This window comes from Enterococcus quebecensis, from assembly GCF_001730365.1.
Taxonomy (GTDB): Bacteria; Bacillota; Bacilli; order Lactobacillales; family Enterococcaceae; genus Enterococcus_L; species Enterococcus_L quebecensis.
This window is the reverse complement of sequence record NZ_MIKB01000001.1, coordinates 470,258-483,667: the sequence shown is the minus strand read 5'-3', so window position 1 is coordinate 483,667 and position 13,410 is coordinate 470,258. Positions and strand designations below refer to the sequence as shown.

Here is a 13,410-nt window from a genome sequence, read left to right as displayed (position 1 = left end):
CTCATTGATAAGAAGATTTTTCAGGTTTTAATTGATAAATTTTAGAAGGACGTCCAATTCCTACAGGACGTTCGCCAATTTCTTCAAAATGATGGAGCATGGCTTTTTTAAAATTGGAGTGATCGATTGATTTGTAATCAACGCCAGAAAATTTGGCAAATACTTTACGAGCTTCTGTGATTGTAAAATCTTTTCCTAAAACTTGTAGAACTTGAGGATCATGTTCCATTTTGTTTGCCACACGATTGAAGGCTTTTAAGATAATTTCACTGTGGTCAAAAGCTAAGGTATCTTTTCCAGTTGAGTCTTCAGTTTTTAAATCTAAGACAATTTCTACGTCACCGTTTGTTAGAGAGAGGAGGCTTTCCTTTCGTTCCATTGTAAACCAGCGAACTTCTTTTGCATCATCTCCTGCAATCAACGGTTCTTCACCAATAAATGCTAAATAACTAATGGTGACTACCCAGCCTCGAGGATCACGATCAGGTCTACTGAAGCTATGAAGTTGTTCAATATTATCTTTAGAAATAATTACCCCTGTTTCTTCTTTTGTTTCCCGCAACACACTTTCCCCAGTCGATTCGTTTCTATTAACAAAACCACCAGGTAAAGCCCAGGAGTTTCTATAAGGATGTCCTTTTCTTTTGATTAGTAGTATTTTTAATTGATCTTCTTCCTTGTTATAGCACATCAAAACAATATCTACAGTTAGAGAAGGCTTTTCATATTCGGGAAGTTCTTGTTGATGGTACCATTTTAAAAACGCAGTTTCATCGGCTTGCTGTTCATAATATTGTTTTTCTTCTTCCTTTGAATCAAAGTGTACCAAGTTGCTCATCCCTTCCAAATACGATAACAGTACTTTTTACTTTATTGTATCATTATCATCAGGAAAAACAACTAAAGACGTAGTTAAAATTCTACTAAATTCCAGAACTTTTTTTGAAAGGTGAAAATGGTTAACCTTAAATATATATAGGTTGACAAAAGATGAGGGAACTAGTATTTTTAAGTATATGAAATTACTTATATATGGAGGGACATATGAAAACAAAAGATATTACAAAAATTGCTATCATGATCGGAATTATTATTGTTTTAGGATTTTTTCCACCGATACCAATTAGTCTATTACCAGTTCCCATCGTGATTCAAAATGCTGGTTTTATGCTTAGTGGTTTACTTTTAGGTAAAAAAAATGGCACGATTGCAACCCTACTTTTTTTATTGCTAGTAGCTTTTGGTTTTCCGTTATTAGCTGGTGGTCGAGGTGGAATGATCGTTTTTTTCAGTATTACGGCAGGTTATCTTGTTGCTTATCCATTTGCTGCATTTATGATAGGCTGGATGACTGAACGATTCAATCCAGATAACAAAAAGTTATCGTATGCATTTGGAATCACTTTTCTATTGGGTGCTTTATTTATAGATTTTTTAGGCGCAGTAGGTGTGAGTTTACTTTCAGATGTGTCATTATCTAAAAGTTTGATTGCAAGTTTGGCATTTATTCCAGGAGATACCGTCAAAGCTTTTGTTACGGCTATTTTGGCTCAAAGAATATCAAAAGCTTTGGGACAAAGGGGACGATAATATGAAGAAGATATATGGCATAACTCTGGATACTTCTGGTAGATGTATCCATTACGACTTGATTGAAGATGTTATTGCTAACAAATGTTACTACTGTAAAAAGTATTATGCTTGCCATCTTTGTCATAATCAACAGGAAAATCATGAGTTTTACCCCTGGCCAATAGTGCAGGATTTAACGGATAAAGTGGTTCTTTGTGGTGTCTGTCATCATGAAATGACTTATGCAGAATATACAAGTTTTGAGAACTGTCCAAATTGTGAGCATGCATTTAATTTAAACTGCAGGAAACACAAACACCTTTACTTTACTTGAAAAAATCCTATTATATCTACGTAATTTTACCTGATGTGTGTTGCTATAGAGTCGCTAGAAACAGAGCTCTTTTTTACAAACTGTTATCAATCGTATAATAACTTTCGTTTTTTCATAAAATTCTTTTTTTATAGTAAATATTGGCAGTAAAACCCCTAGATGAAGAAAAAAAAATACATTACACTTATGAGTGGATATTGTTAGAAAAAAGTGTCGAAGGGAGTTATATGTACTATGAAAAAAGCAAAAAACAGAAAACCACAATTTTTTCTTCTGAGCTTTTTACTGATAATTTTAGGCATTTATACTAGTTTTAGTGTGTCGCAAATAAAAGCTGAAAAAAATGATGTTAAGGACGAAAAAAAAGTAAAGCCAGTTGTCGATGAGGGTTGGTTGCCTGTAGCAAACTATGAATTTTCTAAAGTACGACTTGGTGTAGATCAGTTTCTTGCATTCAGTTTTGGAGGAAAACAGGACTCTGTTCTAAAAAATCCAGCTATTGATTTCAGAAATTTCACAAATGAAGAACTAAGCATTTTGGCAACACCAACGTTTTATTATTTGAACAGTGACAAAATTGTATCTACCACCTTTGATTTGTGGGATGTGGAGACTGATATTGAAATGGGACGCCCATGGACAAGTTCAGGGTTAATGATTATGGGGGAAGACAGTACCGTTGGAAAGCTTGGATATTTTGGAGATGATGCAGAATTTAAATCTTTCAAACAATATAGAAAAGCTGGGGACAAAGGGAGTTCTTTGTTAAAAACTGTTTTTGAAATAGAAGCCTCAAGCCCTGTGCCATACCATCTTTTAGTGACTCAAACAATGGAATATGTTAGTGCTAGCAATCTTGTATTAGTTAACTATGAATATCAAAATTTGTCGAATGAGACACTGACAGACTATGCTTTTGGCTCAATAATTGACACACTATTGGGTGAAGATGATGATGTAAATATTTATTATCTTGGGAAAAAAAGAGGTTTATACATTGAAAATGAGGGGTACAGATTAGATTACCATTTTGATGTACCGAATGGCATGGCTAATTGGTCTGGAGGTAATTATGCAGGTGGAACGCTATTTGATAGAACATTTTATTCAGTCGATGCTGTTGGTCAAGAGCAATTGGGCGAAGACGTGGCAGCTGCAGGAATGTTATCAGCCAAGGTAGATGACTCAGGGATGGTTTTTAAAACACAACCAGTCACTCTAAAACCAGGAGAATCCACGAATGCGGCATATGGTGTTTCGGTTTCCGCAGTAGAATTGATACCGGAAATGACACTTGATAATAAGGATGGTACTTATTACGGTGGCAATGTTTCTATTAGTGGAACATGGAAGGATATAGATAGTGATTCAGGTGATCTGTATGCGATAATAAATGGTAGAGAACCAATCAAAATTAATCCCAAGGCGTTGCCGAATAATCCTAAAAATGTAGTACATAATTGGTCTTTAGAAATACCAGAAGCACAAATGTCGACTACTGAGGAAAATCGTATAATAATCTATATTGTCGATAGTGATAATAATAGATCGAAAGAAGAAACATTTACTTTAAAATATAATCGCAAGCCTATTCTTAATTTGGTTGAAACTACAGGAGATATTAAAGGGACCGATTCTTTTAAAGGGACACTCAAATGGAGTGATGAAGACACAGACGAATTGTCTATCTATTACTCTGTAAATGGTGGAACAAAACAATTGTTAAGTAAGGTAACAAATACCGATAAAGGTGTGGAACAGTCGTTGGCTTACGAAATTCCTAGTTCAGCATTACAAGGAACAAAACAAAATTATAAAGTAGAATTTTGGATAGAAGATAACGATAAAAAATCTGATATCAAAGAATTAAATTTAACTAAAAATAATCAACCCGTCATCCAAACGGATTTCTCTGTTGAAAAAACAGAAATATTCGAAACCGAAAGCAATTCATACAAAGCGACAATAAAAAATACTGCAGATGAGCCATCTGATTGGGATAATGTTGTCTATGAGACAGTTGCATTCCCCGAAAACGTCGTTGTAGACAAAAAAACAGTAAAATTGAATGGAGTAGTTATTCCAGAAGGGAGTATTACCTTTGGAATAGATAAAAAATTAAAAATAGAACTGGGCAAGATAGCCCCGAAAACAGAAGTAATCCTAACCTATACAGTCAATACCATAGAGGCTGAACCGCCAATAACTGAAATAGTAACAGTCACACAAAGTTACAATGTTAAAGGTACCTCAATGGCCAAACCGATAGAGAAAGAATCCAGCACACAAGCGTTTACTATTAAACCACAAGAACCAGAAATCAGTATTCAGTTCTTAGAAGAAAAAACAAATGGTAAATTACCTCTTGAATCTATTACTAAAAAAGGAAAAATGCGAGAAAAACTAGATATCCCATTAGAAAATATAAAAGGATATGAATTTTCTAAAGTTGTTGTAGATGGAGTTGAACGTTCCTTAGTAGGAGATGTGTTAACAGTAGAATTTGGAAAAGATAAAGAAGTAATTTTTTATTATTTTGGAACATTGAAGATACAATCATCACCATCTCTTTTTGATTTTGGTGTACAAACAGCTAATATTAAGGGAATGAAATTGGCTAAACCAGACATAAGTGGTTCTCCTTTAATCATTACAGATACTCGCTCAACAAAACAGAAATGGAACTTGAAAGCAAAAATTTCGGAACCCTTAAAAAGTCTTGAAGATGAAAAAATAATAATGACTGATGTAATCAAATACAAGAATTCTACTGAAGAAGTCACGTTAACCAACAGTGACAGCGTGATATTTACTCCTGAAAATACAAATTCAGGTGAATATAACCTTACAGAGGACTATTGGAGTAAGGGCGAAGGATTTCTTATGGATTTTCCAGCAGGATCAATTAAAGCATTAGGAAAGTACAATGCTCAAATTACCATTACTTTGGAAAATGCGAAGTAATAAAGTAAAATATCGAGTTAGAGTAAAGACAGGCGTTGTATCAATAGATTTTGATACAACGCCTGTCTTTTAAATGAATGTCAGAATAAAAATTGTTTATATTAAATAAGTAATCTCACTTATTATTTAGAGCCTAATGCGGAACTGAAAATCAGTTTTACATTAGGCTCTAAAAATAGGACTTAGGACGAGCTTATTGTGTTAATTCCAATAGTTTACTCTTCAGGTCATCTTCCATATGACCTAATTCGATTTCAGCAGCACGGCGTTTTTCTTTACCTTCTTGCTGAATTCGTAATGTTTCTTGAATCGTTTCAACTAAGTCATTTTGAGTTTTCTGTAGTGTATCAATATCAACGATGCCTCGTTCATTTTCTTTTGCAGTCTCTATTGCTGAAATTTTCAGCATTTCAGAGTTTTTCTTTAATAGATCATTCGTTGTTTCAGAAACTTGTCGTTGTGCTGTAACTGCGTCTTTTTGACGTAATAGAGTTAAAGCAATTACAACTTGATTTTTCCAAAGGGGAATGGCTGTGTTGATAGATGCTTGAATTTTTTCAGCTAAAGCCTGATTCGTATTTTGGATTAAACGAATTTGTGGTGCTTGTTGAATCGTGATTTGACGCGCCAAACGTAAGTCATGGGTCCGTTTATCCAAACGATCTAAAAACTGTGTATAATCATTAGCGATTTGAACATCCATTTGATCTCCAGATTCTTCTGCTTTTTTCATGGCCTCTGGGATAATCATTGTTTGTAACTCTTCCATCTTCAATTCACCAGCTGCGATATAAATATTTAAGGCGTCAAAGTAGTCTTTATTTTTATTGTACAATTGATCTAGCATTAAATTATCTTTTAAAAGACCATTTTTTTCATGATCCAATTTGATTGAGATCTTGTCGATTTGGGCACCGATTTTTTGATATTTTGCAGTGATTTCAAAAACAGATTGTTTCACTTTTCCTAACATTTTTGAAAAGAAGTTGCCTTCTCCAACTCTTAATTGGTCAGGATTTGCCTCACTTAAACGATACATTAAATCTGTCAATGAATCTCCCACAGGACCAATATCTTGTGCTTGTACATGGTTTAACATGGATTGTGAAAACTCACTTAATTTCGTTTGTGCTGCAGAACCATAAGTGATAACAGCTTGAGAATCTTGCACATCAATTTTTGAAGCTAGTTCTTTTGCTTGAGCTTGTCTTTCAGCTGGTAATTTATCAATTAGCCGAGCTGCTACTTGTTGATTTTGCAAAGCAGAAATTTCACTTTGTTGTGTTGATGTCAGTGAATCAACAGGTGTTGAAAATGGATTATTTAATAAGTCATCCAACGTATCATTTACAGGGGTTACATCTTTTTGGTTATTTTCCATTGCGTTTCCTCCTAAAAATAAAAGCGTATCTGGCTCGTTTAGCTTCGACAGAAAAATAGGGAAAATTGAGAGTGGCGTTTGTTGCCACAATCAGTTTTGATCTATTTTCCGAGAAGTAAGCCCGAGAAGCTAGATAAAATAAAAGCGTATCTGGCTCGTTTAGCTTCGACAGAAAAATAGGGAAAATTGAGAGTGGCGTTTGTTGCCGCAATCAGTTTTGATCTATTTTCCGAGAAGTAAGCCTGTGGAGCTAGATAATGATTGAAATTTTTTTGAAATCAACCTCAACTGGAAACTTAGTGCGTTTCCAGTTGAGGTTTTATAGTTCCTTATTACTGATTATCTTTATTTTCATTATCTCTTTTTAAACTACTTTTAGCAACGGATATCTCAACATCTAAGTCTTCTAAATCATCGGCTACAAATTGCTCATAATCTTTCTTAATTAATTTAGAGACTTGGTCGATGATTTGAGCACTTTCTTCCAATTTTTCGTAGGTCCGCTTATTTTTTATTTCATGATTATCGATTTCTAAATATTTCCCTGTTAAATCAACCAAGTTTGGTAGGTGAGTATAAAGAAAATGGTTTGCTAAATGTAGTTTTTTAGGATCTTTGACTAATTCTTTAAATAACGCTTTTGACACTCGTAATGTATCGTTGCGTAAATCGATTGCTCTTAATTTAGTAGAAGCGTTCATATTTTCCTGTAACTGAATGATTTGTTTTTTTGTTATATTCATTGTATCTCTGAAAAAGTCTATTTCCGCATCGGTCATACCAATCGTTGCGTAATGCTCTTCTTTAGTTTTTGTAAGATTCGGCAACGCATCTTCTCTTTTTGTCGTTTGCTTTTTTGATCCAGTGAAAAGCAGAACTAGGAGAATTAAAAGAACGAATAGAACGAATAGAACTATCACACTAGCTGGCATGTGCATGCCGATAATAAAACGCAGAATGAAACCAGCTAAAATTAAATAAGCAATTGTTTGGATAATTTTTACTTTTCTCATTTTAGTTCCCTCCAATCATTTTTCTGTCGAAAGTTATTATCCTTCGCTATATATGCTATTTTATCATATTCTAGGCTAGAAAGAATATCAGTCCAAAGGTTGATTTTAATATTTAGAGAAAATGTAAGAATTTGGAAAGGAAAACAGTGTTTTTTACTACTTCAGATGTAGAGAGAAGTAATTTGTTCACAAAAAAGTCCAAAAGAAATAGAAGAAAAAAGTAGTGACGTAATGTATAATGAAAGATAATGATCAGGATTAAAAGGAGAAACATTGTGAAGAATTTTAAAATAATTACTATTTTATTAGTGGGATTAGCGATCACAGGCTGTTCTGGACGTAAAGTTGCAGAAGTAGAGGATGACGACGCTTATATAGAAGAAACAAGTTCCAGTGTAGAGGAATCAAGCTCTTATGGTGACAATGAGGTGTTTTATGAGCCCAGAGATAAGTCGCTGACTAGTGAGGATATGGATGAAAACAAGGGAGCTACTGAAGAAACGAAAGATTCGTCAAGTGATTCTAGAGGGAAGATAGAAGTAATCAAAACCCAAAACGGTGATTTTAAAGTAGAATTAATGGACGGCTGGCAATCTGTTGAGCCAAAAGAATTAAGTGATAATGCAGATGTTAGTTTAAAGAATGCTGCAAAAGATGAATATTACATGGTTCTTAGCGAACCCAAAAAGGATTTTGACAATTTCGATAGCTTTAAGAACTCAGTTGATTTGTCTGATTTAGGTGAACGAACGAATGAAAAGAAAGAAGCAATTAAATATAATGGACTAAAGGGTGAACGGAGCATGTTTACTGCAACTAAAGATGGTGTGGAGGTCTATTATATCTATGATTTAATAGAAAGTAAAAATCACTATTTACAATGTATTAGTTGGACCTTAAATAGTAAAAAAGACAATAATGTCGCTGATTTGATTAAAATTATGAACTCACTGTCCGACTTGTAAAAAGAAGAGTGTGATTGTAGGTAAAGATAATTTTAGTAGACTTTGAAGGGAGAAGTAAGACTAGTGACCTAGTTTTTCTTCTCTCTATTTTTCTGCTAAGACTGTTTCAATCTTTATTAACTGGTATAATTAGATGAGTTTGAACGAATACTAGAGCTACAATTGAGTAAGACAGAAATTATAAAGAATCTCTACATACAGAAAAAATTCACAAAAAGAGAGATAAGTGATAAAATTTCAAAATTAAGGTATTATATCATAGAAAGATTGGTGAACAGCATGATGAATTTCGAAGAGTTTGAGGAAAAGACGATTTCTAGAAAAGAGATATTTAAGGGACAGATCATTGATGTTGTTTTGGATGAAGTTCGTTTGCCTAACGGTGAAACGAGTACACGTGAATTAGTTTTCCATCCAGGAGCCGTTGCAGTTATTCCGATTACGGCAGATAATAAAATGATCATGGTAAAACAATTTAGAAAACCAATGGAGAAAGTTATTTTAGAAATTCCTGCTGGAAAAATCGATCCTGGTGAACAGAACCATCCGAAAGAAACTGCCGAAAGAGAACTGGAGGAAGAAACTGGATATCGGGCCAATACGTTTACTTTTGTTACATCAATGTATGTTTCGCCTGGTTTTGCTAACGAACTACTTCATATCTATTATGCAGAGAGCTTAGAGAAAGTTCCTAATCCTCGACCTAAAGATGACGATGAAATTTTAGAATTATATACAGTAACATTAGAAGAAGCAAAGGCAGCGATTGATAGTGGATTGATTTGTGATGCAAAGACGATTTTTGCTGTGCAATACTGGGAACTACAGCAACTAAAAGCGCTGTTTAAGGAGGATGAACAATGAACAAAGGTCCGCTAGTCACTCGGACAGAATTACGGAGACGAAAAGAAGAGGCTGAGAAAGAAGCACAAAAACTATTTGAGCAAAATCAAAAAGAAGCTGATAAAGAGTACCGTAAAAAAGAAAAAGAAATTTCAAGTTTCTATCGAAAAGAACATAAAAAGCAAAAAGAAATTACAAAGAGTCGTTCAAACGAACAAACTAAAATTCGTGAACGCAGTAGTACACTGACTAAAGCGATCATTGTTGTGGCAATTTTACTAGCGATTGTCATATTTATAGTATTGAATTTATAGATAAGGGGACATGAAATTACTATGAAAATTGGAATTATTGGAGCTATGGATCAAGAAGTAAAAATTTTAAAAGAAGCATTATCTGATACTCGTTCTTGGGAAAGAGCTGGAGCTTTATTTGTGTCAGGTTCTTTAGGACGCCATGAAGTAATTGTTGTTCGTTCAGGGATCGGCAAAGTCTTGTCAGCTGTCACAACTGCTTTATTAATTCATCAATATGGTGTAAATATGGTAATCAATACAGGATCAGCTGGTGGTATCGGTCAGGGATTAACTGTAGGAGATTTAGTGATTGCTGATAAATTGGCTTATTTTGACGTGGATGTTACTGGATTTGGCTATCAACCGGGACAATTGCCTGGGATGCCGTTATATTATGAATCAAGTGACTATTTGAAATTAGAGATGAAGAAGGCCGCAGAAAAAACAGGTATGTCAATTCATCACGGGTTAATCGTGACAGGAGATTCTTTTGTTAACGATAAGAAAAAAGTGAAGGATATTCTTGCTGAGTTTCCAGAAGCTTTGGCGTGTGAAATGGAAGGCGCAGCGATTGCTCAAGCTGCTGAACAGTTTAAGATTCCATTTTTAGTTGTTCGGGCAATCAGTGACACAGCTGACCACGAAGCATCACAAACATTTGATGAGTTTATTGAAGAAGCTGGCGAAAAATCTGCAAAAATGGTGATTCATTTTGTAGAACATCTTGTTTAATTAACAAACTCGTTTCGCTTTTATATTATCTAGCGTCACGAGCTAGCTTCTCGGAAAAAAGATAAAAAAGTGAGCGAAGCTAAGAACGCTTCATCATTTTTACCTATTGTTCATCGAAGCTGGACAATCTCGTTTCGCTTTTAAATTATCTAGTGTCACGAGCTAGCTTCTCGGAAAAAAGATAAAAAAGTGAGTGAAGCTAAGAACGCTTCCATCATTTTTTCCTATTGTTCATCGAAGCTGGACAATCTCGTTTCGCTTTTAAAGTTAGGAGGAACCAAAATGAAAGCTTTGATTTCGATTGATTATACGAATGATTTTGTAGCAACGGATGGAAAGTTAACAACAGGAAGTGCAGGTCAGGAAATTGAACAGGCTTTAATTGATGTGACTGAGAGATTTATCAAAAATCAAGACTTTGTTGTTTATGCAATTGATCGACATGATCAAAATGATCCATATCATCCGGAAAATAGTTTATTTCCGCCCCATAATCTTGCAGGGACTGATGGACGTAAGCTTTACGGGAAATTAGCTGAACTCTACGAGAATAGTCATGAACGAGCAACGGTTTACTGGATCGATAAACGGCATTATTCGGCTTTTAGTGGAACAGATTTGGACATCCGTTTGCGGGAAAGAGGGATCACAGAGATTCATTTAGTTGGTGTCTGTACAGATATTTGTGTGCTTCATACGGCAGTGGATGCATATAATTTGGGGTATAAAATTGTTATCCATAAGAATGCTGTAGCTAGCTTTGATCCGATTGGGCATGAGTGGGCATTGAATCATTTTAAGCAGACATTGGGTGTAGATATTATAGAATAAATGAAGATGGAGAGGGAAGACTAGAAATAGTTTTACCTCTCTTTTTTGTAATAAAAAGGTCACTATTTTTGTATTAAATAGATAAACCAGATTATAATAAAATAAGAAACATAAAATAACTTATCAATTCAGGAGGGAAGTGATCGAATGCATGTATTAAAAAAAGAGGTTTCTGAGTTTGAACTGTTTTATGACTTGATTTTTGCTTATGCAATTAGCCGTATTACCTCTATTTTGTTTGTTGGTGCAAATGAAATGTTATCCTTCAAAAGTATTGGAGAGTTTTTGATGTTGACTCTTGTTTTTTGGACGATTTGGACCTATCAGACAGTTTTTGCTAATCGTTTTTCTATTAAAAATAAAATTAGTGCTTTATTTTTATTTTTTGATATGTTTTGGGTGATTGTTTTAGCCCAATCAATCAATATTGATTTTGAGAAGACTCATTTTACTTTTGCAGGAGCGACCTCTATTTTATTTTTTAGTATCGCATTACAATATTATTTGAAGATGAGAAGTACTGAGGACACAGTTGTTAAGAAACTTTGTTATCAATTAGCAATTATTTTATGCGCAAGTGGCTTGATTGGTTTTATTACGATTTTACCATTGGGAACTTATCCAGTTCGGCTAGCTATTTATGTTCTTTCCGTGTTTATTACGGCATTTTTTCCAATTGTTATGAAAAAAGCTTTAGAAGATTTTCCAACAAATTTTGGACATTTAACTGAGAGATATAGTTTGTTTACGTTGTTATTGTTTGGTGAAGCTGTGATTGCTGTAGCCAATACGATTATCTTCGATGAAATAAGTATTGGCAGTGTGTTGTTCTTTTTATTGGTAGTTGTCATGTTTCTTTTTTACAATACGATTTATAAATCCGCTATTGATAGACAAAAAAAGACCGCAGGATTGGTTTTGATTCATTCTCATTATTTTATTTTTGTTGGACTGGAGTTATCCATCGTCTTATATGAAAACTATGTAAATAGTGAAATTAAGCCGCTGTTTTTCACCTTGTGTTTAGCTGCTAGTTTAGTTTGTTTCTTGGGTGGAACAATGGTTAATATGATCATTTACAGCAAACGAGAGCATAATTATTTATCCTTTATTAGTAAAAGCGTTCTGTATTTTGCAGGCTGGATCATAGTAAGCTTACTACTACAAGATTATATGGTGCCATTTTTATTAGTTAATGTGATATTTTTACTGTTTTTACTATATAAGGTCAAACAAGAACTGAAATAAGAAATCAAAAAACTCAGCCATTCATTTGGCTGAGTTTTTTAGCGTTAAGAAATAGTTAAGTGGTTTCCGTTGACCATCCCTTCAAATGATTCAATATCTAAACTCAAATGCTTATGTACAAGAGTTTGGACTTCTTCACGACGAGTCTGATGGATATGGATGTTGATTCTAGCTTCCAAGTCTTCAATATGAAAAAGTTTGGCAACATGATCATTGGCACCACTTCGCTTCTCTCTCTTTTAAATAAGCGATTTTATGTTTTCTAGTTAATTTTTTAAACGCGTATTCCGCTTTGGTGGCTTCACTACGGCTGTTGAATTTTTCCACATGGATCATTTCAGCAGGCAATCGAGAGGGAAGACGGGTATATTTTGCTCCAGTACCGCTATTGTGTTCTTTTAAGCGACGTTTTGGATCAGTCGTGTAGCCGCCATAAAAGGTGTCATCTTTACAAAGAAGTACATAAAAGTAATGATCAGTTTCCATACAACATCGCCTTCATTTCTGGTAAGTAATTGTTTTCTTCATCATAAGTAAATAATGGTGGTAAAACACGGAAACCGTCTTTTTTCCCTTGCTTAATCCCTTCAATCAATAATGTATTTGCTTCTTTTCCAGCTTTAGGATAAACAAAACGAACACGTTTTGGTGCGATATTAACCGATTCCATCGCATGAAGAATGTCTAAAAATCGATCAGGGCGATGAACCATTGCCAGACGGCCATTAGTTTTTAATAGCTTTGCTGAAACTTCGATAACTTCTGACAATGTTGTATGTATTTCGTGACGAGCAATTGCTAGATGGGGATTAGGATTTTTTTGACTTGTCGGCAGTTCTTTGAAATAAGGCGGATTACATAAAACTAAGTCCACTGAGTCTGGTTTTACAACAGTTGTTGCTAATTTTAAATCTAACTCGATCATCTTCATTTGTTCTTCTAATTTATTTAAGTGAATGCTTCTTTGTCCCATATCCGCTAAGCGTTCTTGTAGTTCAATTTGTGTGATTTTAGCATTTGTTTTGCGACTGGCAAATAAACCAACTGCTCCATTTCCAGCACAAAGATCGACGATTGAGCCACTTTTTGGAAAGAGGGGGAAATTTGCTAATAAGACAGCATCTATTGAAAAAGAAAAAACCTCTTTGCTTTGGATGATTTGAATATCATCTGCAAATAATTGATCAATTCGTTCATCTGGTAATAACATAATTGTTTCATTCCTTCAATT

13 protein-coding genes are annotated in these 13,410 nt (G+C 34.3%); 8 read left to right on the top strand and 5 right to left on the bottom strand.

Annotated features, from left to right (window positions below):
- Position 1: 1 nt before the first annotated feature.
- Positions 2 to 838 (bottom strand): NUDIX domain-containing protein, encoded by an 837-nt coding sequence (locus tag BCR23_RS02185; protein ID WP_069633858.1) that lies wholly within the window; start codon positions 836 to 838, stop codon positions 2 to 4.
- A gap of 206 nt (positions 839 to 1,044) precedes the next feature.
- Between BCR23_RS02185 and BCR23_RS02180 the strand changes: the two genes are divergently transcribed.
- Complete coding sequence (locus BCR23_RS02180; RefSeq protein ID WP_069633857.1) at positions 1,045 to 1,590, top strand: biotin transporter BioY; 546 nt, start codon at positions 1,045 to 1,047, stop codon at positions 1,588 to 1,590.
- Positions 1,591 to 2,140: 550 nt separating this feature from the next.
- Positions 2,141 to 4,870, top strand: a complete 2,730-nt coding sequence (locus tag BCR23_RS02170; protein ID WP_069633855.1) for a WxL domain-containing protein — start codon at positions 2,141 to 2,143, stop codon at positions 4,868 to 4,870.
- Between the two features lie 193 nt (positions 4,871 to 5,063).
- On the opposite strand, the gene BCR23_RS02165 is transcribed toward BCR23_RS02170, so the two are convergent.
- Both BCR23_RS02165 and BCR23_RS02160 read right to left on the bottom strand, forming a co-directional pair.
- Positions 5,064 to 6,251, bottom strand: a complete 1,188-nt coding sequence (locus BCR23_RS02165; RefSeq protein WP_069633854.1) for a toxic anion resistance protein — start codon at positions 6,249 to 6,251, stop codon at positions 5,064 to 5,066.
- Positions 6,252 to 6,583: 332 nt separating this feature from the next.
- On the bottom strand, positions 6,584 to 7,264 hold the full coding sequence (locus BCR23_RS02160) for a 5-bromo-4-chloroindolyl phosphate hydrolysis family protein (protein WP_069633853.1): 681 nt from the start codon (positions 7,262 to 7,264) through the stop codon (positions 6,584 to 6,586).
- A gap of 275 nt (positions 7,265 to 7,539) precedes the next feature.
- Here BCR23_RS02160 and BCR23_RS02155 point away from each other — a divergent pair, with 275 nt between their 5' ends.
- The 6 genes from BCR23_RS02155 (at position 7,540) to BCR23_RS02130 (ending at position 12,179) form a co-directional block, all read left to right on the top strand.
- On the top strand, positions 7,540 to 8,229 hold the full coding sequence (locus BCR23_RS02155) for a hypothetical protein (protein WP_069633852.1): 690 nt from the start codon (positions 7,540 to 7,542) through the stop codon (positions 8,227 to 8,229).
- A 279-nt stretch (positions 8,230 to 8,508) separates the two neighbouring features.
- Positions 8,509 to 9,093 (top strand): NUDIX domain-containing protein, encoded by a 585-nt coding sequence (locus BCR23_RS02150; protein WP_069633851.1) that lies wholly within the window; start codon positions 8,509 to 8,511, stop codon positions 9,091 to 9,093.
- Complete coding sequence (macP, locus tag BCR23_RS02145; protein WP_069633850.1) at positions 9,090 to 9,386, top strand: cell wall synthase accessory phosphoprotein MacP; 297 nt, start codon at positions 9,090 to 9,092, stop codon at positions 9,384 to 9,386. The genes BCR23_RS02150 and macP overlap by 4 nt, the downstream gene beginning before the upstream one ends.
- Before the next feature lie 21 nt (positions 9,387 to 9,407).
- A complete protein-coding gene (locus tag BCR23_RS02140; protein ID WP_069633849.1) occupies positions 9,408 to 10,100 on the top strand; it encodes a 5'-methylthioadenosine/adenosylhomocysteine nucleosidase in 693 nt (230 codons plus the stop codon).
- 282 nt (positions 10,101 to 10,382) lie between these two features.
- Complete coding sequence (locus BCR23_RS02135; RefSeq protein ID WP_069633848.1) at positions 10,383 to 10,931, top strand: cysteine hydrolase family protein; 549 nt, start codon at positions 10,383 to 10,385, stop codon at positions 10,929 to 10,931.
- A gap of 147 nt (positions 10,932 to 11,078) precedes the next feature.
- On the top strand, positions 11,079 to 12,179 hold the full coding sequence (locus BCR23_RS02130; protein ID WP_069633847.1) for a low temperature requirement protein A: 1,101 nt from the start codon (positions 11,079 to 11,081) through the stop codon (positions 12,177 to 12,179).
- A 210-nt stretch (positions 12,180 to 12,389) separates the two neighbouring features.
- Here the strand turns inward: BCR23_RS02130 and BCR23_RS02125 are convergent, their stop codons facing one another.
- Positions 12,390 to 12,665, bottom strand: a complete 276-nt coding sequence (locus BCR23_RS02125; protein ID WP_069633846.1) for a GIY-YIG nuclease family protein — start codon at positions 12,663 to 12,665, stop codon at positions 12,390 to 12,392.
- The gene (locus tag BCR23_RS02120; RefSeq protein WP_069633845.1) at positions 12,655 to 13,389 is read right to left on the bottom strand and encodes a tRNA1(Val) (adenine(37)-N6)-methyltransferase; all 735 of its coding nucleotides are present in this window, start codon (positions 13,387 to 13,389) and stop codon (positions 12,655 to 12,657) included. The genes BCR23_RS02125 and BCR23_RS02120 overlap by 11 nt, the downstream gene beginning before the upstream one ends.
- Between the last annotated feature and the right edge of the window lie 21 nt (positions 13,390 to 13,410).

Excerpts from the sequence above, each read along its gene's own strand:
- BCR23_RS02165 (WP_069633854.1), bottom strand. The coding sequence starts at position 6,251 with ATGGAAAATAACCAAAAAGATGTAACCCCTGTAAATGATACGTTGGAT.
- BCR23_RS02140 (WP_069633849.1), top strand. The coding sequence starts at position 9,408 with ATGAAAATTGGAATTATTGGAGCTATGGATCAAGAAGTAAAAATTTTA.
- BCR23_RS02180 (WP_069633857.1), top strand. The coding sequence starts at position 1,045 with ATGAAAACAAAAGATATTACAAAAATTGCTATCATGATCGGAATTATT.
- BCR23_RS02125 (WP_069633846.1), bottom strand. The coding sequence starts at position 12,665 with ATGGAAACTGATCATTACTTTTATGTACTTCTTTGTAAAGATGACACC.
- BCR23_RS02135 (WP_069633848.1), top strand. The coding sequence starts at position 10,383 with ATGAAAGCTTTGATTTCGATTGATTATACGAATGATTTTGTAGCAACG.
- BCR23_RS02120 (WP_069633845.1), bottom strand. The coding sequence starts at position 13,389 with ATGTTATTACCAGATGAACGAATTGATCAATTATTTGCAGATGATATT.
- BCR23_RS02130 (WP_069633847.1), top strand. The coding sequence starts at position 11,079 with ATGCATGTATTAAAAAAAGAGGTTTCTGAGTTTGAACTGTTTTATGAC.
- macP (WP_069633850.1), top strand. The coding sequence starts at position 9,090 with ATGAACAAAGGTCCGCTAGTCACTCGGACAGAATTACGGAGACGAAAA.
- BCR23_RS02170 (WP_069633855.1), top strand. The coding sequence starts at position 2,141 with ATGAAAAAAGCAAAAAACAGAAAACCACAATTTTTTCTTCTGAGCTTT.
- BCR23_RS02160 (WP_069633853.1), bottom strand. The coding sequence starts at position 7,264 with ATGAGAAAAGTAAAAATTATCCAAACAATTGCTTATTTAATTTTAGCT.
- BCR23_RS02185 (WP_069633858.1), bottom strand. The coding sequence starts at position 838 with ATGAGCAACTTGGTACACTTTGATTCAAAGGAAGAAGAAAAACAATAT.
- BCR23_RS02150 (WP_069633851.1), top strand. The coding sequence starts at position 8,509 with ATGATGAATTTCGAAGAGTTTGAGGAAAAGACGATTTCTAGAAAAGAG.